This is a genomic window from Luteolibacter sp. Y139 (genome assembly GCF_038066715.1).
GTDB classification, from domain to species: Bacteria; Verrucomicrobiota; Verrucomicrobiia; order Verrucomicrobiales; family Akkermansiaceae; genus Haloferula; species Haloferula soli.
The window spans coordinates 68641-92377 of sequence record NZ_JBBUKT010000012.1 but is presented as its reverse complement, the minus strand read 5'-3'; the positions used below and the strand labels follow the sequence as shown (position 1 = coordinate 92377).

The 23737-nt window shown below is 62.8% G+C and carries 13 protein-coding genes; 7 read left to right on the top strand and 6 right to left on the bottom strand.

The features are described from left to right. Nucleotides 1-62 precede the first annotated feature (62 nt). From WKV53_RS23875 to WKV53_RS23865, 3 genes are all read left to right on the top strand, one after another. Nucleotides 63-4649 carry a hypothetical protein gene (locus WKV53_RS23875; RefSeq protein WP_341407341.1) on the top strand — a complete coding sequence of 1529 codons (4587 nt, stop codon included), beginning with the start codon at nt 63-65 and terminating at the stop codon, nt 4647-4649. A 296-nt stretch (nt 4650-4945) separates the two neighbouring features. Beyond that, on the top strand, nt 4946-8476 hold the full coding sequence (locus WKV53_RS23870; protein ID WP_341407340.1) for a hypothetical protein: 3531 nt from the start codon (nt 4946-4948) through the stop codon (nt 8474-8476). A 174-nt stretch (nt 8477-8650) separates the two neighbouring features. Then, entirely contained in the window at nt 8651-9346 is a 696-nt protein-coding gene (locus WKV53_RS23865) for a hypothetical protein (protein WP_341407339.1), read from the top strand. Nucleotides 9347-9362: 16 nt separating this feature from the next. Here WKV53_RS23865 and WKV53_RS23860 read toward each other — a convergent pair whose 3' ends face one another. Genes WKV53_RS23860 through WKV53_RS23845 form a run of 4 tightly spaced genes read right to left on the bottom strand, consistent with a single transcriptional unit; the run spans nt 9363 to nt 14313 of the window. Then, nucleotides 9363-10607, bottom strand: coding sequence for an efflux RND transporter periplasmic adaptor subunit (locus WKV53_RS23860; protein ID WP_341407338.1), 1245 nt, complete (start codon nt 10605-10607; stop codon nt 9363-9365). Between the two features lie 30 nt (nt 10608-10637). Then, nucleotides 10638-13007, bottom strand: a complete 2370-nt coding sequence (locus WKV53_RS23855; RefSeq protein WP_341407337.1) for an ABC transporter permease — start codon at nt 13005-13007, stop codon at nt 10638-10640. Nucleotides 13008-13026: 19 nt separating this feature from the next. Then, nucleotides 13027-13749 carry an ABC transporter ATP-binding protein gene (locus WKV53_RS23850; RefSeq protein WP_341407336.1) on the bottom strand — a complete coding sequence of 241 codons (723 nt, stop codon included), beginning with the start codon at nt 13747-13749 and terminating at the stop codon, nt 13027-13029. Nucleotides 13750-13809: 60 nt separating this feature from the next. Then, nucleotides 13810-14313, bottom strand: a complete 504-nt coding sequence (locus tag WKV53_RS23845) for an HD domain-containing protein (RefSeq protein ID WP_341407335.1) — start codon at nt 14311-14313, stop codon at nt 13810-13812. A 99-nt stretch (nt 14314-14412) separates the two neighbouring features. On the opposite strand from WKV53_RS23845, the gene WKV53_RS23840 reads away from it, so the two are divergent. The 4 genes from WKV53_RS23840 (at nt 14413) to WKV53_RS23825 (ending at nt 20313) form a co-directional block, all read left to right on the top strand. Continuing rightward, complete coding sequence (locus tag WKV53_RS23840; protein ID WP_341407334.1) at nt 14413-15486, top strand: permease; 1074 nt, start codon at nt 14413-14415, stop codon at nt 15484-15486. After that, the gene (locus WKV53_RS23835; RefSeq protein WP_341407333.1) at nt 15483-16304 is read left to right on the top strand and encodes a TIGR03943 family putative permease subunit; all 822 of its coding nucleotides are present in this window, start codon (nt 15483-15485) and stop codon (nt 16302-16304) included. The genes WKV53_RS23840 and WKV53_RS23835 overlap by 4 nt, the downstream gene beginning before the upstream one ends. A 112-nt stretch (nt 16305-16416) precedes the next feature. Next, complete coding sequence (locus WKV53_RS23830; protein ID WP_341407332.1) at nt 16417-18294, top strand: ankyrin repeat domain-containing protein; 1878 nt, start codon at nt 16417-16419, stop codon at nt 18292-18294. A gap of 51 nt (nt 18295-18345) precedes the next feature. Next, nucleotides 18346-20313 carry a hypothetical protein gene (locus WKV53_RS23825; RefSeq protein ID WP_341407331.1) on the top strand — a complete coding sequence of 656 codons (1968 nt, stop codon included), beginning with the start codon at nt 18346-18348 and terminating at the stop codon, nt 20311-20313. A 3-nt stretch (nt 20314-20316) separates the two neighbouring features. Here the strand turns inward: WKV53_RS23825 and WKV53_RS23820 are convergent, their stop codons facing one another. Both WKV53_RS23820 and WKV53_RS23815 read right to left on the bottom strand, forming a co-directional pair. Beyond that, nucleotides 20317-21798: a hypothetical protein gene (locus tag WKV53_RS23820; RefSeq protein WP_341407330.1), complete on the bottom strand. Its 1482-nt coding sequence runs from the start codon at nt 21796-21798 to the stop codon at nt 20317-20319. Between the two features lie 266 nt (nt 21799-22064). Next, nucleotides 22065-23675 carry a trypsin-like serine peptidase gene (locus tag WKV53_RS23815; RefSeq protein WP_341407329.1) on the bottom strand — a complete coding sequence of 537 codons (1611 nt, stop codon included), beginning with the start codon at nt 23673-23675 and terminating at the stop codon, nt 22065-22067. Between the last annotated feature and the right edge of the window lie 62 nt (nt 23676-23737).

Genomic DNA, 23737 nt, shown 5'->3' with positions numbered 1-23737 from the left:
CCGCGAAGCCATCACGCCGGACCTTCTGCGAAGCGTGTGGATTCGCCTCCCGAAACAAACCCATGAAAACCTCGATCAGGCCGGTTCTGCCGGCCGTGATGTTGCTCGGCACGACCTGGCAAGCCCACGCCGCCTTCTCCGCGGTGGAAACCTTCAATGCGCTCACCAATGGCGCCATCGGAGGACAAAACGGATGGGTCGTGACCGCCGGTGACACCACCACCTCCACGGTCATCGCCGATCCTTCCAATGCGGCGAACAAGGTGCTCAAGCACCTTGGCACCAATGACGCCTACAAGATCCTGCCGACGGCGATTCCCGATGCGGCGGAAGGCACCTTGTTCTATCGCCTGCGTCTTGAAGGAACCTCCAACAACATCTCCTTCGGCCTTTCCGACGTGAGCCCGCCATCGCTCACCGATTTCGCGACTTATGAGGTTCAGAATGCCAGCCCGTCCGGCACGACCTTCCAAGCGCGCGATGGCGCGACGACGCGCTCCTTGTTCACCATGACCACCGGCGTGTGGTACAACTTCTGGTGCGTCATCAATACCACCACCGACACGTTCCGGATCTACGTGCAGCGCGATGGCGATCCGACGTACAATACCCGTACCGAACTGGTCTCGTCCGACGGCACGTGGAACTTCCGCAATGGAGTCGCCGCCAATCCGCTGGCCTCATTCGCGATCCTCTCGAATTCGACGACCTCGAATATCCTGATGGACGACATCTACGTCGATCCGACTCCGATCGCGAATCTAACCAATCCCACCGTAACCACCAATCCGGATGCAGACGGTGACGGCCTCGAGGACAAGTGGGAGCTCTTCTATTTCAGTAGCATCGCCACCCAGAATGGCACCGACGGTGTGACCAATGGCGACAATGACGGCCTCAGCAACGAGGAAGAAGAAACCCGCGGCACCAACCCCACGCTCGCCGATACCGACGGCGACACGATCAATGACGGGACGGAAGTCAGCGGTGCCCTCAACGTCGCCTTCGGGAACCTGCCGACCAATCCGAAACTCGCCGACACGGACGGCGACGGCCTGACCGACTCCCAGGAGATCAATGGCACCCTCAACACCGCTTTCTCCAATCAAGCCACGGATCCGAACCTGGCGGACAGCGACAATGATGGCTGGGCGGACAAAACGGAGATCACCTATCCCTCCAATCCGAACAACAACAGCAGCACACCGAAGGTGCACGAGCTGATCGGCCTGGTGAAGCGCAACGGCAGCTTCGAGTACCGCGATGGCGCCGTGAAGATCACCAACTTCAAGCTCGGTTGGGACGGCAGTGCCGGAGTGGACGATATCGATGCCTGGGCCACGTGGACCGAGCAAACGACGATTTCCACCGACAGCGGCGTGGAGGCCACGCTTGCCACCCAGGGGACCATGAAGGGCTTCTGCCAAGGCGGCAATGGCGCGAAGAACATGTCGACCTACAAGCCGAAGGCAAACGATATCATCCGCCTCACCTATGACCGCGTGAATGGCTACGCGACCGGGGATACCTATCTGATTTACGATGGCACGGATCTCGGTGCCGGCTTTGTCCAGATCCCCACCAGCACCGCCAGGACAGGAACCTCGAATGGCAGCTATGAGATCCTCTTCAAGGTGCCGGCCGGCAGCCCCGCGATCGGCCGTTCGATCGGTGTCGGCATTCGCAATGTGAGCACCGGCAACTGGCCGGGCTGGGACAAGGTGATCCTGAGTGTCCAGGACGCTGACAGCGACGGCGATGGCCTGAGCGACTTCGCCGAAGACCAGTATTTCGGCAACAATGACGACAACCCCACTACGGGTGAGCTTGCTGTCACCACGGGTGCCGCCGATTCCGATGGCGATGGCGTTTCGAATGCCGCCGAAGTCGCAGCGGGATCCAATCCGACCAATATCAACTCCACCCCAACGGACTTGGATGGCGACGGCCTGGCCGATACTTGGGAAATCGACAACTTCAGCAGCATCACCGCACAGGATGGCTCCGGCGATCCCGACGGCGACTTCAACAACAACGAAGCTGAGGAAACGGCCGCCACCGGACCGAATGATGCCGCCTCATGGCCCGACTCGGACGCCGACACACTGAACGATGGTTGGGAGAAGCTCTACTTCTCCGGCAGCCTTGCCCAGACGGCCACGGGCAATCCTGATGGCGATGGCTTCAACAACCTCGCCGAGATGCAGGCCGGCTCCAGTCCGGTCGATGCCGCATGGACGCCCTCGGTGCCGAAGCTGACGCATCGCTGGAGCTTCAATGGCAACCTCAATGATTCGGTGGGTACCTCGCCCGCGACGATCCAGAACGATACGCCTGCGAACCTCGGCCTTTCGAACACGCTTTCCGCGACGAGCGTGACGCTTGCCGGCGGGGTCAAGGCGACCACCGACTGGGTCAAGCTCGGTACCAATCTCATCGGTGGCAAGAAGACGCCGGTGACGATCGAGGTGTGGGCTACCCAAAATGCGGCACAAAATTGGAGCCGCATCTGGGACTTCCACTCATCGACCACCGAGAGTCTCTACATGTCATGGACGCAGACGACCACGCTGACCCAGGACCGCGTGCAGTGGGTCGATGCTACGACCGGGACGCTGGACAACACCAACGCGCCTTACACCCTCGGCACCAAGTATCACGTCGTGATGAGCATCATCCCGGCGGTGAACAGCGGTGGCGCGCTGACCACCGGCACCACGGTTACGTGGTATTCGAAACCCTCCGCCACGGGACTGCTCGGTCCGCAGAAGGGCAGCTTCACCACGACGAACACGCTGAGCAGCTTGAATGATGTGATCAACGCTTTGGGTCGCTCGCCTTTCGGGGACAACAATGCGAGTGCGACCTACGATGAGGTTCGTATTTGGGACGGCTCCATGACATCGGGCGCACGGCAGACGCTTCACGCCGCGGGCCCCGAAAATCCATCACTCGCAGACTCCGATGGCGACGGTCTCTATGACGCATGGGAAACCGCCTACTTCGGCAATCTCACCCAGACTGCCAGCGGCAATCCGGATGGCGACTCCGCGACCAACGAAGCCGAGCAAGCGGGTGGCAGCAATCCGACCGTGGCGGCTTCCATACCCGGCGACGTGGATGGCGATACCCTGGCTGATGACTGGGAACTCGCCAACTTCGGCAACCTCGACCAGATCGCCACGGGCGATCCTGACGGCGACTTCGACACGAATTCCGTGGAAGAGGACCACGGCAACGTGCCGACCTCCAAGCTCAGCTTCTACAGCTCCACCGCCGATAGCGTGCCGGACTCCTGGAAGACCTTCTACGGTATCACCGGCCAGACCGGAGCGAGCGACCTCGACCCCGGCAGTCCGGTGGGTGACGGAGTGACCAACGAGAATGAATTCCTCAACGGCACCAGCCCGATCAATCGCGATACCGACGGCGACGGACTTACGGACGGAGCGGAAGTCACCGCCACCAGCAATCCGCTCGTTCAGGATACCGATGGCGACGGACTCACCGATGGCGCGGAGGTCAATCAGTACGGCACCAGTCCCGTGCTCGCCGATACCGACGGTGACACCTTCACCGACAAGTATGAGCTGGATCACGCCGGCAATCCGACCAATGCCGCGGTCTTCCCGACGCAGACCGCCGGGTTTGAGAAGATCGAGGACTTCGAAGGTGCGGGCATGACCATCGGCCAGACCTTCAACGGGATCAATGGCTGGCTGGTGGACGCTGCCAACGTCGTCGTTGCGCGGCCCAACGGCACCGGCCAGGCGGGCCACTGGGTCAATGGCGCGATGCGGAAATCACTGACCTACCAGGCGCGCCAGATCCTCAATGGCAACACCGGCACCCTTTTCATGCAGGTGTACATGCCGGGCTCTGACGTCACGCTGCTGGATCACTCCTTCAGCTTGAGCGACACGACCGGCACCGGCACCGGTGATAACGAAGCGCAGGCCGGCTATATCAATGGCAACATGACCGTGCGCAATGGCGGTGCCAGCTACACTTCGCCTTACACCCATGCGATGGGTACTTGGTTCAATGTGTGGCTGGTCGCCGATAACAATGCGGACACGGTGAAGGTGTGGGTCGAAAGCCCGTCCAATGCGACCGGCCAGGTGCTGCTCAATGACGCGCAGGTCTGTTCCTTCCGCAATGGAGTGGCGGCCAACCCGTTGATCCAGGTCCTGTTCCTCGACTTCGACACCGACAGCATCATGGTCGACAATCTCTACGTCGATGCGACCGCCCAGAACCTGACCAACCCGGTCAATGCTGGAACGGACAGCGACGGCGATGGCATGACGGATTCGTGGGAAACCACCTACTTCGGTGGCCTTGGCCAGATCGCCACGGGAGACTTCGACAACGACGGCACGGACAATCTGACCGAGTTCCGTCTCGGGCTGATCCCGAACAAAGGCGGCTCGATGTTCATCGCGACACGCAGCGGTGGCGCCATCCAGTGGCCGAGCCAGGCGGGTGTGACGTTCAAGATCGAGCGTAGCACCACGCTGGGCGGCGGCTCCTGGTCGCAGGCGCAAGCCGCGTGGCCTGCCGCGGCTTCGCCAGCCACCAGTACCTCCTACACGGATCCCTCGCCGCCGGTCGGCAAGGCGTTCTACAGGATCACGCTGAACCCGTGATCACTGACCCTTTCCTGGGTTAATCGGGCCATAAGCCGGGGATCGCGAGAGCGGTTCCCGGTTTTTCTTGGTGCAGACGGTGTCTGCAATTTTATGCACAAAGATCTTGCGCCCTCCGGGTGGGTTCGGCTAGGGAGTCCATTACCCAAGAGTTGTATGACGACTTTCAGCGGACTTGGGGGGGGTGGAAGCGGGCAAAAACCTTCCGCCACCTGCCTCAATCCAATGATGCAATTTCAGGCAACCGACGCCAAGGCCCGGCGCGGACTGCCTGCCAACCTACCGCACACCAACCCATGAAACCCTCCATCCCTCCGCAGGACACCCATCGCGCCGCCCTCCTCCGAGCGTCCCTGACGCTTGGCCTGATCGCCACCGTTCACGCCGCGTGGACCACGGTGGACAAGTTCGACACCCGCCCGCTTGGCAACATCAACGGCCAGGGAGGCTGGGTGACCTCAAACACCACGACCGCCCAAGTGCTGGTCGACCCGGGCAACTCGATCAACAAGATCATGAATCACACCGGCACAGCGGGTGCAGGTCTGCCCTTGCCGGTAACGATTCCCGAGAACTCGACCGGCACCTTTTTCATCCGCGTGAAGCGGGTCAGCGGTACCAACGACAACTCGTTTGGCCTAGCCGACGTCACCGCCAACGCAGCCAACGTCAACAATTTCGCGTCCTTCGAGGTTCAACCGAACGTCAACGGCCTGGCCCTCCGGGGCCGCGATATCGGCAGCGCCCAGAACGTGGTGCCGACGATGCAGACGACGGCGTGGTACAAGGTGTGGCTGGTCGTGACGAATGCTCCCGGGCTGAATCCGCCCACCACGACTCCGCCCACGAACGGCGCCACCTACGATCGCTACCGGATGTTCATCCAGAGCGATCAGGATCTGACCTATTCGACTCAGACGGAGTTCTTTCCGACCGGGGATGCCGTGTGGAATTTCCGCAATGGCACCTCCGCGGCGCTGGTCACCGCGCAGTTCACGTCGAATAACGCGGCGACCTCGGTCTACTTCGATGATCTCTACATCGACAATACCGGGCAGAACCTCACCGACCCGACCTTTGTTTCCGATCCGGACACGGACCATGACGGTCTCGAGGATGCGTGGGAGGTCTTCTATTTCGGCAGCATCGCCACCCAAAACGGGACCGACGGTGTGACCAATGCCGACAATGACGGACTCAGCAACGAAGACGAGGAAACCCTAGGCACCAATCCCACGGTCGCTGACACCGACGGTGACGGTCTCAATGACGGCGCGGAATTCTACGGCACTCTCAACGTCGCCTTCAATCAAACGCCAACCAATCCGAAAGCTGCCGACTCGGATGGTGATGGCTTTACCGACTTCCAGGAGATCAATGGAACCCACAATACCGGGTTCGGGAATCAGCCGACGAATCCAAACGCCATCGACAGTGACGAGGACGGCTTTTCCGACCGGGCGGAGATCGTGTTCTACGCGACGAATCCCAACAACGGTAGCAGCAAGCCAATGCTGCTGACGTTGATCGGCCCGGAAGTCCGGAATGGCAGCTTCGAGCTGCTCGGCCCGGTTCCCGGGACCGTGAATGCGGCAAGGGCGGCCCACTGGGATACCGATCCTAATGGCGACGTCACCTACTGGAACCTATGGACCACGGAGTCGACCTCCACCAACATCAACAGTGGCACGGAGACCGGAGCGAACAATACGCACGGGGTGAAGCACGCCTTCATGCAGATCAACAACGCCGCCTACAACCTCACCGATCACGTCGCGGCAGCCGGCGAGATGATCGCCTTCAGCTTCGATCAAACCCGCGCGGGAACCTCGGTCCGCGGAGGACTGGTTTACAATTCGGGCACCGACGAAGCTCCGGTCATCGTTCGTTTCCCGGCGGACCAGCAGACCCTCACGGAGACGACCACCACCGGCACCGGAAATGGCTTTGGTAACATCTACGTGATCCCTGCCGGCAGCCCTGCGATTGGCAAGAAGATCGGCTTCGCGCTGAAGTCGGTGATCGAGTATCCCCACATCGATAACGTGAAGCTGACCCTTCCGGCGGCGGATGCGGATCACGATGGCTTGGCCGACTACTGGGAAGACCGCTATTTCGGAAATAACGACGGCACTGCGACGGCTCAGGAAATCGCGCTCTACAGCGGTTCTGATCAGGCTCCGGACAACGACGGCTTCACCAATCTCCAAGAACAAGCCGCCGGCTCGGATCCCACCAACCCCAACTCCATCCCCGGAGATCTCGACGCGGACGGTCTCGATGACGAATGGGAGATGGCCTATTTCCAAAGCCTCTCCAATCCGAACGGCGCTCCCGGAGCCGACCCGGACGGTGACCATGACACCAATGCCATGGAAGAGACCAACGGCACCAATCCGACCGACCGGATGAGCTTCTATAGTTCCACCGAGGATGTGGTTCCGGATTCCTGGAAGGCCTTCTGGGGCATCTCCGCCCAGACCAGCCAGGATGACTTGGAAGCCGGTGACCCGGTGGGCGACGGCCTTACCAACCAGTATGAGTATTTCTACAATACCAATCCGAACCTCAGGGACACCGACGGGGACGGGCTGAACGACGGCCCTGAGATCCTCGCAGGTGCAAACCCGCTGGTGCAGGACACCGATGGTGATGGCCTGCTCGATGGACAGGAAACCAACTCCAGCCCCACCTCTCCCGACACCGATGGCGACAGCTTCGGCGACAAGTATGAGGTCGACCACGGCAGCAATCCGAGCGACGCGAACAGCTTCCCGGCACAACCGGCTGGCTTCACCCTGCTGGAAGACTTCCAGGGAGCGGGTATGACCGTCGGCCAGACCTTCAATGGGGTGAACGGCTGGTTTGCCACCCTCAACGCATGGGCCACCGTCGCCGCTGAACCGGTGGCGGGTGGCGGCGATCAGGTCGGCTATCTCGTGAAGCCGGGCGCTGTCGGTTCGCCACTACGGAAGTCGCTCTCGGCCTCCGGCATCCAGATCCGCGACGGCCATACCGGCACGCTGTTCTTCCAGCTCCGCTGTGCCAGCGCCACGCTCGACCACAGCTTCGGCCTCAGCGACACCGCCGCGGCCGCAGCCTTCGGGGACTTCGAGGGCCAGCTTGTTGCCAACGCAGGCACCCTTCGGGTTCGTGATGGCGCGGTGGTTTACGATAGCCTGCTCGCCTATCAGCCGGCCACGTGGATGAACATCTGGATGGTGGCGGACAATACGACCGACACGATCCGGGTCTACTACCAGCTCCCGGGTGGATCGCAGACGGAGATCGTCAATCCCGGCAATGCCTTCGACTTCCGCAATGGCGTGGGGACGAACGCGCTGAACGCCTTCCTGATCGTGGACAACGCGGCGGCGAACAATCCGGTCTACATCGACAACATCTTCGTCGATCCGAACGCCTCGAACCTCGCTATTCCCTCCGGCGCCACCAAGCCGGGCCTCGGCGGATCGGACAGCGACAATGACGGCATGGCGGACGCTTGGGAAACCACTTACTTCGGTGGCCTTGGCCAGACTGCCACCGGCGACTTCGACAACGACGGGACCGATAACCTGACCGAGTTCCGTCTCGGGCTGATCCCGAACAAAGGCGGCTCGATGTTCGTCGCGACGCGCAGCGGCGGCGCCATCCAGTGGCCGAGCGTGGAAGGCGTGACCTTCAAGATCGAGCGCAGCACCACGCTGGGCGCGGCTTCATGGACCACGCTGCAAGCGACCTGGCCAGGCACCGCGGGTTCGACCAGCTACACCGATCCCTCGCCACCGGTCGGCCGCGCCTTTTACAAGATCACGCTCAATCCCTGAGCTTCACCCTTCCCTGGGCTAATCGGGTGCCGGGAATCGCGCGGGCGGTTCCCGGCTTTCTTTTTCCCGGGATGTGGGCTCCTGCAAAACAGCGCTCTTCCCACCGCTTCCAACAGGTGCTATCCAAGGAGGATCGGGAGAATTCCCGCACCCGTAACCCAGCCACCCGTTGCCATGAAATCCTTCCGTTTGGCCGCCATCTTCCTGCTCTCGATCGCTGCCGTATCTGCCCAGGAGGTGCGCAAGATCGCCTTCCGCACCCTCACGCTTGAGCCCTTGCCCGGCTTGAACGAACTCCAACTGCCGCCCGCCACGCCAAAGGGCAAGTCGGTGACGGCCACTCTCTACGTCGCCGCGCTGTCACCTGTCGTGGAGGGCGAATTCAAAGGCGACGAGGCGGTCTTCGTCGTGAAAGCGGGTGATGCCACCAAGCCGGTTGCGAAAGGCAAGCTGGCGAAGTCGAAGCGGCAGGTGCTGCTCTTCCAGCCGGTGAAAAATGAACAGGGCGAGAGCAGCTATGAGATCCACGCCTTCGATGACGATCTCGATGTTTTCAAGCTCGGCTCCATCCGCGTCATCAATCTGTCGCCGAAGGAAGTCCGCTTCACGATGGGTGGGAAGGAGCTACCGCCCTTGCCCGCCGGCGATAACGTTATCTATCCCCGGGTGAAGGCGGTCGATGAATACGAGATGTATCAGGTGAACCTCGAAGCGAAGGTCGAGGGCACCGAGTGGACCAAGGTTTACGCCGCGAGTTGGAAGGCGAGCGACCAGCGGCGTGAGATCGCATTGGTCACCTACGACGATCGCTTCAAGCAATTGGCGGTAAAGCTGATGAGCGATGATCCGCCATGGGTGAAGGCGAAGTGAATGGATTCCGGTAGCCCTACTTCCGCTTCGTCACCGGCGTGCCATCCTTCACCGTGTCCGGCGGGTGAAGCAGCACTTCATCGCCGGCGGCGAGACCGGACACCACCTCCGTGAAATGACCATCGGTCTTTCCAGCTTCCAGGGTGATGCTCTGCGCCTTGCCATCGCGGAAGACGAAGGTCTTCCACAGATTGCCTTCGCGGAACAGGGCTCCCGCGGGCACGACCAGTGCGTCGTCACTATGCCAGACGGCGACGCGGACTTCGACGCGGTAACGATCACCCAGCGCCTTGGCCTGCTCCGTCGGGTTCACCAGATCGCACAGCACGAAGACGCGCTGCTCTTCCACGCCGAGCGCGGAGATCTTGGTAAAGGCGGCGGGCTCGATCCGGCGCACCCGCGCCTCCAGCGGCTGCGGTCCGCCCCATTGCTCGATGCTGACGGCGTCGCCCGGCTTCATCGCCACGGCGTCGCGTGAAAGGATCTCCGCTTCGATCTCGATGTCCACCGGGTCACCGATCTCGGCGATCGGAGTGCCCGCGGTGACCACGGTCTCGCTTTCCTGCATCACATTCAAAAGGCGACCGGAGACCGGCGATTTCACTTCGATGGCATTGCCCTCGATCGTGACGGCCGGGCGGTCGAGCGCGGCGTGGGCCTGGGCCACTTCATACTCGGAGGCCTTCAGCGCGAACTCCGCGGCGCGCACGTCGGCCGCGCGCATCGAGCCTTCCATCTCCGCGCGATCGCGGTCGGCTTGCGAAACAGCGCCGCCTTTCAAGGTGTGGATGCGATCGAGATTGAGGTCCGCCATGGTCTTGGCGCTCTGCGCCGCCTTGAGCGATTCACTGGCACGGTTGCGTGCTGCCTCACGGGTGGCGAGGATCGCTTCCGCCAGCGCCTTTGCACGCGGATCGAGCAGGGGAGCAGCCAGAGGTTCGATCGCCGTGACAACGGTGTCGCCCGCCTTGATCTCGTCGCCCGGCTTGAAGGGCACGCGGCGCATGCGGCCGGCCAGCGGTGCGGCGACCACGTAGCGATTGCGGATGCGCGTCTTGCCTTCCTCGGAAACGCGGACGGTCAGCGGCGCGCGGGCCACCACGCCGGTTTCCACCTCGACAGGCTTCGGCTTCAGGCCCATCGCCACGAGCGCGACCAGGGCGCCGACGATGAGCCAGGGGATCAACCGTCGCACCAGTCCTTTGGCGGAGCCGCCGCGTTTGCCTTCCCAGGGTGGTGTGTCGCTTTTGCCGTCAGACATGATGCTTTGCTTGTGGGTGAGAGTGGAAAATCAATCGCGCGCCTTCAAGACGCCGACGAGGTCGAGTTTCGAGAGCATACGGCTGACCATCGCGAACGACAGCGCCGCGGCGGTCAGCACCACACCGATGGCGATCGAGTAGGTCGAGGTCTCGATCACGATCGGCATGCGCACGGTCTCCGTGCTGAAAGAAGCCATGATGAACATGGCGAGGCCCTTGCCAAACATCAGGCCGAAGGGCAGGGCGCACAGTACCAGCAGCCCCAGTTCGCCTAACAGAACGCCCCGGACTTCGCTCAAGCGGAAGCCGACGACGCGCAGCGTGGCAAGTTCACGGCTGCGTTCGGACAGGGCGATACGTGCGCTATTGTAAACCACGCCGAAGGCCACGATCACCGCGAGCACGAAGTAGAGCTTGCGGATCAGCCCGATGCTCTTGGCCGTGGTATCGCGGAAGGACTCGAGCTGGTCTCGCTTCACCATCACCACCGCGGCGCGCGGCGTGTCTTTCACTTCGCGCATGAAGTCTTCCCAGCGCGCATGATCGATCTTGAGGTAGGCGCCATTGATCGTGTCGCCCTCCTTCATCAGTCGCCGCAGCGCGCGGATGTCCATGTAGGCGGCCACGCCGGCGAAGTCCGTGACCAGTCCCCGGATCGGAATGCTCAACACTGGCCTGCGGCCCTCCATGACCTCCACCTGAACCTCATCGCCCACCCTGGCACCGATGACCTCGGCGAGTTTCTTCGACATGATCAGGCCTTCTTCCGGCAGGATGATGGGCTGGCCGTTTTCGTCTAACAGGCGGTTGAGATTGGTCCCCGGTGCGATGCCGATAATGGAGAGCTTGCGGTGGTGATGGGCGAAGCGCAGCCGCGTGGAGACGCTGCGGATCGGCTCCGCGCGGATCACGCCGGGCAGGTGCTCCAGATCATGGAAGCCTTTCTCCGACGAGGGTTCGACGAGGAAGACCGAGGCGTCCTGCCGCTGCGCGCGGTTCCACTGGAAGGTCAGCAGGTAGTCGATGCTATTGGCCATCGCGCCGGGCAGTACCATCAGGCCGGTGGCGAGCGCCAGGCCGGCCGTGGTGAAGACCGCCTGCCATGGCCTGCGCTCGATATTGCGCAGCGCCATCCGGAAAGCTGGGCTGAAGAAACGGGTGAGGCCGATCCGCTCGAAGAAGGATGGCTTGAAGTCCGCCGGCGGCTCCGGGCGCATCGCCTCGGCGGGCGGCAACTTCACCGCCTGCCACACCACCGACAACACGCCGAGAGTCGAAGCGCCCGCGCTGATAAAGAGCGCCAGGCCGAGCGCGCCATAGTCCATGCGGAATACCAGCGAGGGAAAGCGGAAGAAGAGCGTGTACATATTCACCAGCCCGCCCCCCATGAAGCGCCCCCCAATGCCCCCGATGATCGTGCCCAGCAAGCCGATCACGAAGACGAACTTCAGGTAATGCACGCCGACCTGCCGCGACGAATAACCAAGCGCCTTCATCTGCGCGATCTGCTCGCGCTGGAGCCTGACAATGCGGGCCAGCACCGCATTCACCATGAAGGCCGCCACGCTCAGGAACACCAGCGGGTAGGCCACCGAGAGCGCGTGCAGGACCCGCAGTTCGTCATCGAGCCGCTGCGCGGATGCCTGGTCCTTCCGCATGTAGGCACCGCCCGCGCCATAGGGTGCCAGCAGCAGGTCCATCTGCGCGATTACCGGCTGCGCCGCCGCGCCGGGTGCCATATCGAGCGAGATGTCATTGAAGGCACCGTCGAGATTGTAGGCCACGGCGAGTGCGCGATAGGGCATCCAGATCACGCTGAAGCGCTTGTGGTCTGGCAGCGTTTGGCCGGCCCGCGCTTCGAATACGAACTCCGGCGACAGGCCGATGCCGCAAATTTGAAGCGTCTCGCGGTGACCATTGATCACCGCCACCAGTGAATCACCCGGACGCAGGCCGTTCTCCGTGGCGAAGGCTTCACCGACCACCACCTCGCGCCGCGAGTCCGGCTCCGGCATGCGACCGTTGCGAAGGAAAATGCGGTTGAGCTTCGGCTCACTGCCATCTTCCGGCAATGAGATGATGTGGCCGGTCGCCGGCTCCGCGAGGCCCGGCAAGTCCAGCGTCACATCCACCGCTACCCGGGCTTCGAGCGTGGAGACGCCTGGCAATTCCGCCACCCGTTCCGCCATCGCGAGCGGCGCGCGCTTCAAGGTGGCGAATACATCTGCCAGCGCGTACTGCTGGTAGTAGGCATCGCGCGTCGACTCCAGCGTGAGGATCAGGCTGCGCGTCATGATCATCATCGCCAGCCCGCAAGCCATGACCAGGCTGACCGCGAACACCTGGCCCTTCATTCGGCCAAGATCGCGCAGCAGCTTGCGGTCGAGCGGTTGGATCATGAATCACTCGGCCCTTCGTTCACCACTTCAGTTCCTTCGCCGGAAGCCTCACCGCATTGCGCTCTTCGCTGACGATCTTGCCGTCGGAAAGATGCAGCACCCGGTCCGCCATTTCCGCCATCGCGGCATTGTGCGTGATCACCACGGTCAGCGTGCCGAGCTCGCGGTTGATGCGCTCCACCGCTTCTAACACCGTGATGCCGGTGGTCACGTCGAGCGCGCCGGTCGGCTCGTCGCAGAGCAGGACCTCCGGCCGCTTGGCGATGGCGCGCGCGATCGCGACGCGCTGCTGCTCGCCACCGGATAGCTGCGACGGGAAGTGGTCCATCCGCTTGCCGAGGCCCACCATTTCCAGCGCGTCTTCCGGCGTCATAGGGTCGGCGGAGATATCGGTGATGAGCGCCACGTTCTCCCGCGCGGTGAGGCTCGGGATGAGATTGTAGAATTGGAAGACGAAGCCGACGCAGTTGCGGCGGAAGGAGGTGAGGATGTTCTCGTCCGCGCCATCAAGCGGCCAGCCCTTGTAGACCAAGTGACCGGAGGTGGGCACATCGAGGCCGCCGAGGATATTGAGCAGCGTCGATTTCCCGCTGCCGGAAGCGCCCAACAAGCAGACCAGCTCGCCCGCGCTCATTTCGAGATCCACACCATGGAGCGCGACCACATCGAGCTCACCGGTGTGATAGACCTTGCGCAACTTCTGCGCTTGAAACACCACACCGGTGGAAATCGGGACGCTCATCAGCGGCGCGACCATAGCCGGGATGACTCGCGTGGCAACCGTTTGAGATGACAGGAGGTGCTACGAAAGTTCCACCCGTCCGGGACTCATGACGGCGTCGAGATAAGGCTGGATCGATCCGTGGGCCGCAATTTCGCGCCCGAATTCCGTGCTCATGTAGGCCGGGTCCGGAACGATGCCGACTCTGCCGAGATCGAGCCGGTCGGCATCCCAACAGGTCGCGATGGTCGTATTCTCGTGAAACTCGCCCTCGGTATGCCACTCGCAGGCATGGCGGAGCAGTTCGAAGCGCTCGTTATCGAGCTCGTAGGCGCTTCCGCGAAGACTCGCAGCAAACTCGGCACCCCGCGCCCCATGGCCGGGATCCTCCCAGTCATTTTCCCGGCGGCTGTCGTGAAAGAGAGCGAACAAACGGACGACCCTGATATCGGCGCCCGTGCGAGTGGCGAGCAGGAGGCCATTGCGCTCGACGCGCCGCCAGTGGTCCGGTCCGTGGACCGAATATTCCGGCCCATGGAACTGACGGGTAACGAGTTCCCAGAGCGGGTCGAGATCGTCATTCATCTGCTTCCAACAGGATAAGTTTCCGTCGATTCGTCACAAGCAGCCAATCGATCGTGTCGCGGGTTTGACAGCCTCTCTTCCGGCACCTTTCCTCCGGACGTGTCGCCGGACTCCCGACAGGACTTCGCTTTCGCCTTCCTGAGCATCTTGTTCGAGGGCGCGCCGTTCATCTTGCTCGGCACGCTGATCAGCGGCTTCATCGATATCTACCTGCCGGCCGGCACCATGGACCGGCTGCTGCCGAAGCGGAAATTCCCGGCCATCCTGGTGGCGGGTTTGTTAGGCGCGATCCTGCCGGTCTGCGAATGCGCGGTGGTTCCGGTGATCCGTCGGCTGGTGAAGAAGGGCCTGCCGGTGTCCTGCGCGCTGACCTACATGCTCGCCGCACCGATCGTGAATCCGATCACGGCCTTGAGCACGTGGAAGGCCTTCAAGGGGCCGGAGATCCCATTCGGCGAGGGCGTTTCGTATTCGGCCAGCCTGGTGATGACGGCCTCGCGCCTCGGCCTTGGTTTCCTCGTCGCGGTCCTGGTTGGCGTGGTCGTCGCGCGGATTCCCATGGCGAAGCTCCTGCGCCAGCGGCTGGTGGAGAGCATTCAGAAGGACGATGATCGCGATCACTCCCATTCGCATGACCACGGTCACGAGTGCTGCGGCCATGATCATGATCACGATCACCACCATCATGACGAAGGCTGCGGCCACGACCATCACCACCACGAAGAGAACGATAGCCGCCTGATCGCGGCCTTCCGCTCGGCGATGCGCGATTTCGTGGACGTCGGCGTTTACTTCACCATCGGCATCGCGATCACCGCGCTCTTCAATACCGGCATCGCGCCCGGTGCCGACTGGCTTGATACCTTGGCGAAGAATCACGTCGTCGCCCCCGCCGCGCTGATGGCCTTGGCCTTCATCCTCAGCCTCTGCAGCACCTCGGACGCGTTCATCGCCGCCACCTTGGACAAATTCACCTACGGCGCGAAACTTGCGTTCCTGGTCTTCGGGCCGATGCTCGACGTGAAGCTGCTCTTCCTGTATCAGACGGTGCTGAAAAAGCGCTTCATCCTGTGTCTGGCGCTTGGCCTTTTCGTCGTCATCGGAGCGGCGGCCATCGCCTGGCAAGCCGCCATCTTCACGCTCGCTAGTCCCCCTGCGCCCAACTTGCCGTGAATCCGAAATTCCAGCGCATGCTCTTCTCGCTCGCCCTGCTCGTCTGGGCGGGAGTGCTGATCTACTTCCACGTCAGCGGCAGGATCTCGAAGTATCTCGTGCCGGACTTCCATCCGCTGGTGATGATCGGGGGGCTCGGCCTCGCGGTGGTCGGACTCTTCAATCTGCTCACCGCCACCCAGGAAGCGTCCTGCGGCCACGATCATGGACCGGGCGACACGCATGACCACGAAAGCCCCGATGTCCACCCGGTGGCCGCTTTCCTGATCTTGCTGCTGCCGCTTTGCATCGGTGTGGCATGGACCAAGGATGGCTTCGTCTCGATCGGAGCACTCACGCGCAAGGGCCTCATGGACACCCCCGCCGATGCCAGCTCGCTGGTCCTTAGCGCTTCGCTGCCGAAGCTGACCAAGGAGCGGATCGCGACACAGCATCCGAAGAACGCCGATGGCTACCACAGCTTCGGCCTCATGGAGCTGTTCTTCAGCGCCGGCGATCCCGAGATGCGCGAGCTGGTGGAGGGCATGCAGGTGGAAACCGAGGGCCGCGTGATCAAGGACCCCGAGGCCGCCGTGCCGACCCAGCGCCGGCTCTATCGCCTCTTCATCACCTGCTGTGCCGCCGATAGCCGGGCCATCCCGATCATTGTCCGCTTCAAGAACGGGGTTCCGCAGGTGGCAGACAATACCTGGATGAAACTCACCGGCACCATTCGCTACCCGGATGAAGGCGAGGGATTCGTCCCCGTGCTCGAAGTCGATTCCGCCGCCGAGGCACCCGCTCCGCCGGAGGAGTCGTTCATGCGGTCGAATTTCTAGTGTCAGGGCTGGCCTCGCCGAATTGCAGCATGCATGAAATCCATTTTGGATCTCTGTTAGCGTCGGATCTTGTCCGCGCAACCGACGCGTGCTAAGTGATTCCGGTCGCCCAATGTTAACCCGCTCCGCCATCCGGATCGCTGTCACCGCCTTGCTCGCGGTGTCCGTGACGGCGTGCAAGAATCCGCAGCGCGAAGCCATGCGAGAGCTGGAAAAGCGCCATATCGAGGCCTCCGGGGCGTCGCTTCTCACCGCGGTGCAGAATGGCGACACCAGCCTCGCCAAGCTTCTCCTCCAGGCGCAGGTCTACTCTGGCCAGCGCGATGCTGCGGGAAATTCACCGCTCCACCTCGCCATCGATCGCGGCTACCCGGCCATCGCCTGGGAGCTGATCGAGCATGGCGCCGACCTTACGACGGCGAATCCCTCGGGCGTCACGCCCGTTTCCCTTTCCGTGGTCAAGGGCGAGACCGCCATGGCGGATCGCCTGCTCGATGCCGGTGCTCCGCCGGAAGGTCTCACGCCGGATGGTGACAAGGTGCTGCCGTGGGCGATCCGCAATGGCCGCCTCGCCTTCGTCCGTCGTCTCATGGAAGGCGGGGCCGATCCTCACCAGAAGGATGCCGCCGGAAATCCGCTGCTCCACGTCGCGATCGAGGCCGGTCGTCGCGACCTCATGGAAGAGCTGCTATCGCTCGGCGCGGATGCCGCGGCGGTCAATGCCGCGAACGAATCATCCCTGGTCGCCGCCCTCCGGAAAAACTGGCGCGACCTCGCTGCGCCGCTGGTGAAGGCCGGTTCCGATCCGAATCTACCCGATCGCTCCGGCCGCACGCCGCTGGAGACGGCCATCGATTCCCACGACCTCGCCCTTGCTAAAACCCTCGCTGCCGTCGGTGCCCGCCCGCTCGATGGCTCCTGGGGAAATGCCCTTTGGAAAGCCTACAGCCATCGTGAGATCGATGCCTGCCGGCTGCTGCTTTCGCTCGGCGTCTCGCCGGAGACCCGGGACGCCCGCGGCCGCCGGCCCCTTGAGGCGGCGCTTGACGATGATCGCGTGGATTTCCTCCACCTCTTCCTCTGCTACGGCGCGGATGGTCGATCGCTTTACTACGAGGCCTGTCGTAGGAACCGCGGCTACCATGCCGAGGTGATTGCCGCGCATGGCGGACAGCCGACCACCTTGCCCGCGCCGTTTCTGGATACACCGCTGGGCCTGGCGATCCGCGAGGGAGACTCGCGTAGCGCCGTTCGCTTGCTTTCCCATGGCGCGCGGCCGGACCAGCCGGTCGCCGAAGGCCAGTCGCCGCTGTATCTCGCCATCGTCCTGCGCCAGCCCCGCATTGTGAAGGAGCTGCTCAAGCGCGGCATCGATCCGAATGCAGCGCTTCCTGCCAAGGTCTCGGACTCCTTCATCAAGCTGGTCCGCGGTGGCACCGTGCGCTGGCTGCTGAAGAACGATACCAACGTCACGCCCATCATGCTCGCCGCCGACAGCGGCTGCGCCGATACCGCCCGCGCCCTGCTCGCCGCCGGTGCGCGCTCCAGCGTCTGGACCAAGCGCAATCACATGTGGCCGATCAATATCGCCGCGCGGAAGAGTGACGTGAAGATGATGCGCGTGCTGCTCGGGAAGGATCCCGTGGTCGAGCAACGCCGCATCGTCGTCGACCTCTCCGACCAGCGCGCGACATTATACGACTCCTCCGGCCTGGAGCTCTTCAAGACGGCCATCTCTACCGGCCGCAAGGGCTTCGCCACCCGCACCGGCACCTTCGCCATTACCAACAAGTATCGCACGTGGACCTCCACGCTCTACGATGCGAGCATGCCATGCTTCCAGCGCCTGAGCTGTGAAGACTTCGGCTTCCATCAAGGCGTCGTCCCCGGTTATCCGGCATCTCACGGTTGCATTCGCGTCCCCGAGGGGAATGCCCAGAAGCTTTTCGCCCTCACCGAACTCGGCGACCGCGTGGAAATCCAGCCGTGAGGCAATGCATCTCTTTCCATCCGGCAGAGCGATCTGCTAGATGAGGCGGAGATGGCGGAAGAAACGGCTCGATTCATTTCCTTGGCGACACGGGCTGTCGGCGAGCCGGAACGTGAAGCAGCCGGGCATGAGCTTGCCGCCAGGATCGCCCACGCCGGTGGAGAAAGCGAAGTCCCACACGCCGTCGCGAGACTGGCATCCTCGAAGCCGGCCCCGCCGTGGCGATTCCCGCTCCTGGCGAGTCTGGTGGTGGTTGGCTTGGTCGCGGCGCTCGCTTTCCTGATTCCTTCCCACTGGAAGGAGGCCAGGTTGCTAACGCCCGTTCATCATCAAGGCTACGACGGGAATCATATCGACCGCTTGCTCGCCGCACTCGGTCCGGCCGCCGATGACGTGCCGTTGCGGACCATCTACTACACCAATCAGAAAGCCTGGGCCCGCGAGGTCGATTCGTTGCTGGCAGAAGCTCCGGACAATCCTGCGTATGGGCGATTTCACGCGAGATGGTTCAGCTACCTGCACCCCAAGGAAATCCTCCCGCCTGACTACCGGTCCAAGTGGCAGGCACTTGATCCTGACAACGCCTGGTGGGGCATCTCCGCCGCCAACCAGCTCGCGGAGAAATCGATCAGTAGCACTCGCGGCGTCCACACCGTCACGGACGAACCACGTTTCCAGCAGGCGCTCGACTACTTCAGCGATGCGGCTTCGCGTGAGTTCTGCCGGTCAAATGCCGCCGTCGTCCAGGACCGCGAGCTCCGGTCATTCCGAAGGGAAAACACGCTGGTGAGCGCTTACATGGAGCAGCAGCTACTCCAGATCGCCGGCGGCGACTCGGTGAATCTCTACAGTATCCTGAGAGCCATCGATGTCAGGGCCGATCGCCTGGTGACTTCGGGCGACAAGGAAGGGTTGGAGCGACTGATGAAGGACTTCCGGAACATCGTGATGATGATTTTGGACAGTCCGTCCAATGGATACATGTCCGTCGGCTTGATAAGAAGTGTGATACCCCGGCTGGCTGCCAAATGCCGCGCGCTAGGCGTGACCGCAGAAGCAGAGTGGCTGGAGCGGCTTTACGATACGGACAAGCAGCTGCTTGCGGCAGCGAAGAAGGCGCGCTCGTCAGGCGGGCTCGGGCGCCCCTCGAGCAGCTTCGCCCGTCTCTGGCTGGATGGATTTGCCGATGAATTCGCTCCGGAAGACATCGAGCCGGGGCGCATGGCGGAGTATGCGGTCGCTGACCGCTTTGCCGCAGTGGCAGGAGTGCTTGCCTTCTTCCTCATGGTCGCCGGATGCTTGATGGAAGTATCGCGCCGGAGATTGGCCGGTGGCTTGGCGCGGGGGTTGATGCCCCTGTGGCGTGTTTCGGATTCCGCGTGGCTGTTAGGGCTTGGAGTGGGTCTCCCGCTCCTCTGGTGGCTAGGCATCGTGCATCTGTCGCCGCTCGGTTGCCGCGATATCGGGCTCACCTATTTCCATTTTGGTCAGCTTCCATTGATGCAGCCGTGGCTTTCGCAAGACCTCGGAGGCTTGGTGTTTGCAGCCGTCATGATCGTTCAAGTGGCGCGCTGGCGCTGGGCGAAGCGCGGGGCGTTCTTGGCGCTGCGGCCGGATCGCATGTGGATGGGCTGGACCATGGCGATCGTCGCGGCGCTGTTCATTCCCGTGCAGGGAATCGTCCGATACCTCCCGTCGAATCAGGAGAAGTTCCTGCTATTCGGCAGTGCGGCGGGTGGCATTGCCCTGCTATGGCTGTTGTGGGAGGCGGTGGTGATCGTGTTCTTCTCTCGCGAAAACTCCCTGGGCGTCCAGTTGCTGGTCCGTGCGATCCTCCCTGCTGCCGCGACGGCGGCGATCCTCCTGCTCGTGGCCACGCCCGCCCTCCGAAAGGCAGAGCAGACCTGGATGGCAAAAGACGAGCTAATGCGCCGCGACCCGGAAGGCAGTGGCATGACCGTCCTGGAGCGGCGATTGAATGAGCCTCTCCGCCGGACGCTGCTGGACGCCTTGCGATAACCCTCACTCCGCAAGCACCACCTTCACTCGCGCATGGCGTCGTGGACCATCGGATGGCCAGGTGATGGTGCGCTTCACGAAGCCAACTTCGGCCGGCACATAGGCTGCGGTCGAGGATACGGCTCCGGCTGGCAAGGTCGTAGCTCCGGGAAGGGAAGCCGGAGAGGTGGCGGTCTCCACGAGGTACGAGAGTCCTCGTACTCCGGCATCGCTGCGCTCGGGGTAAGTCAGGGTAACATTGCCGCCCGCGACCGAAAGCACCGGCCGCAGCGGATGACCGGCCGGCAGCGCCATCGTGCCGTTTTCCGCATTTCCGCCGAAGGCATACTCGAGGAGGTTCTCCATCCCGTCATCGTCGGGATCATCGCCTTCGCCAGCCTCGCTCAGACCCGCGGCCCACGCGGCGTAGGATGGCAGCACGGTGAAGGACGAAGTCGAACTGGTGGTGGACGTGGTGTCGGATTCCACGGTTACGTTTACTCCCAGCGATGCCACGGCGGGCAGCGATGCCCAGTTCGCCGTGGCCACGATGCTATTGCCCGCTGACATGACGGCCTTGCGGACAGACCACACGCCGCCGCCCATCGGCTCGACGACCCAGCCGGGGGCACTCACCGAGTTCGGAGCTTCGGCCGGATTGAAGGCGAGGGTGAGGGCGACGCTTCCGGTGGTTTGTCCGCCGGTGTTTCCGAGAGTGAAGGTGAAGCTGGCCGGGTGACCTTGTCGCGCCGTGCCGGCAGCAGCTGACGAGGCGAGCGACAGGGCGGTCGCCGTGTATTGGGCCGGCCGCATGCGGTAGCCGGCCGGATTCAGGATCGCATCCAGCTGCCCGATGTAGCTCTGTACGGAGGTGCAATAGCTCTGATAGACGAGGGGGCTGGGATTGGAAACGACGGTGGCGACACCGACCAGCGCCGGTTGACTGTTGTACTCGACGAAGATCGGGCTGCTGGAATCCCCCGACGATGGGCCGTAGTAACAATCATCCACAACTCCCGGGCCCGTCACGTAGTCAAAGTGGAACATCCGCGTGTTACTGGAGTAAGGCGTGTAGGACAGGTCGGTGAAACCCGCGATGACGCCCTTTCCTCCGCAGGCCGAAGTTCCGGTGGTGCCATGTTTGCCGAGCACCATGATGGTGTCGCCGGTGAGCTGCACCTCGGTCTGGTTGTTGCAATAGCGGATGGGAACCACCGTGGCGGGAAGCGGTGAGGACAATTCAGCGACCGAGAGATCCACGACATCCGTGCCGTTCAGGATGTTGGTAAAGGGAAGGATGGTCCGGGTCTGGACCTGATTGTCGGAACCCAGGAAGCGGACGGACTGGTTTCCGCCGGTAAAGTTACCGGACAAGTGCCGGACCGAGATGATGTGCCGGGGCGAGATCGCCGTTAACTGCACATCGCTCGCCGACGGATTTCCGCTGATGTACCACCAGCCCACTCCGGTGAACCGGGAGGCATTGTGGATGAAAGTCGGGTTCATCACCGGGTTGTTTGGGAAACCCGATGAGAAGCGATCATGTTGGGCGGAATTATAACTTCGGAGGATCAGGCCATGCGCCGGGAGAGCGCACGCCAAGGCCGCCAAAAAAGGGAGAGGGTATTTCACAGCGGCGGACAATTAACCTAACCGAAGCCGCTGCACCAGCCTGATGTTGTGACAGTTGCAAACAATGTGGGCCCGCCGTGGGGAGGCCAGCTCGCCTCCGCCAGCTCCCTCCAGCCGGAGCGAAGCAGCAGAAAAGACCCTCACTCGGAAAGCGTCACCTTCACCCGGGCGAAGCGCCGCGGGCCATCGGACGGCCAGGTGATCGTGCGCTTCACGAAGCCCGCTTCGGCCGGCGCGTAGGGCGCGGTCGAGGAGGCAGCCCCCACCGGCAACGCCGTCGCCCCGGGAAGCGAAGCCGGAGACGTGGCCGTCTCCACGACGTACGAGAGTCCTCGTACTACGGCATCGCTGCGCTCCGGGTAGGAGAGCGTGACCGTCCCGCCCGCGACCGAAAGCACCGGCCGCAGCGGATGTCCCGCAGGCATCAGCATGCGGCCGTTCTCCGCATTCCCGCCGAAGGCATACTCGAGCAGGTTCTCCAGTCCGTCATCGTCCGGATCGTCGGTCTCCGCGGCCTCGGTCAATCCTGCTGCCCACGCCGCATAGGATGGCAGCAGTGTGAACGAAGGCTGCGAAGTGGTCGTGGAGGTGGTGTCGGATTCCACGGTCACATTCACATTCAGCGCTGCCACGGCCGGCAACGACGTCCAAGTAGCGGTGGCCACAATGCTATCACCAGCGGACATGACCGCCTTGCGGACCGACCACACGCCGCCGCCCATCGACTCCACCACCCAGCCCGGCGCACTCAACGAGTTCGGGGCTTCAGCCGGATCGAAGACGAGCGTGAGCTCTGCGTTCCCGGTGGTCTGGCCGCCGGTATTTCCCAGCGTGAAGGTGAAACTGCCCGGGTGAGCTTGGCGAAGCGTGCCCGGAGATGCGGCCGAAGCGAGCGACAGCGTGGTGGCCGTATAATCGGCCGGGCGCATGCGATAGCCGGCAGGATTCAGGATCGCATCCAGATGGGTGATGTAGTGGGGAATGAACGTACAGAAGCTATAGTACGTGTCGGGATCCTCATCATCGAACACGGCAGCGAGCCCGACCAATGCCGGCTCGCCATTGTAGTCCTCGAAGACCGGGCTACTGGAATCCCCCGATCCTGGCCCATAGTAGCAATCGTCACCACCACCGCTCGCCACCGTGTAGTCGAAGTGGAACATGCGGGTGTTGTCGGAGTAGGGAGGATAGACGGCGTCTAGGAAACCACCGATCGCGGACGTACCACCCGTGACGGAGTTGCCGCTGACCGGGTTTTTTCCTAGGACCATGACGGTGTCGTTCTGGAACTGCCCTTCGGTCCGGTTGTTCCGGTAGCGCATCCGCTTGACGGTTGCGGGCAAGGGCGACGACAGCGAAACGATGGCCAGGTCCACGCTATCAGTACCATCCACGATGTTCGTGAAGGGCTGAATGGTCCGGGTGTAGACTTGGTTGTCCGAGCCGAGGAATCTCACCAGCTGGTTCCCACCGCTGAAGTTGCCTGCATGGTGTCGCACGCACAGGACGTGACGGGGTGAAACGAGCGTGAACTGGACGTCGCTCGCGCTCGGATTGCCACTGATGTACCACCATCCCACGCCGGTGAACTTCGCGGCACCATGAAGGAAGCCGGCATTCATCACCGGATTACCGGGAAAGCCGGAAGAGAAGCGATTGTGCAGGGCGGCGTTGTAGTTGCGGATGACCAGTCCCCGGGCTGGCGTCAGCAACGCCAGCGCAAGCACGGCAAGGCGGAAGGGTTGTTTCACAGCAATGCCAACATACCCAAGGATTTGGACGAATGCCAGCGCCGCGGCGCGACGTTTCAGCG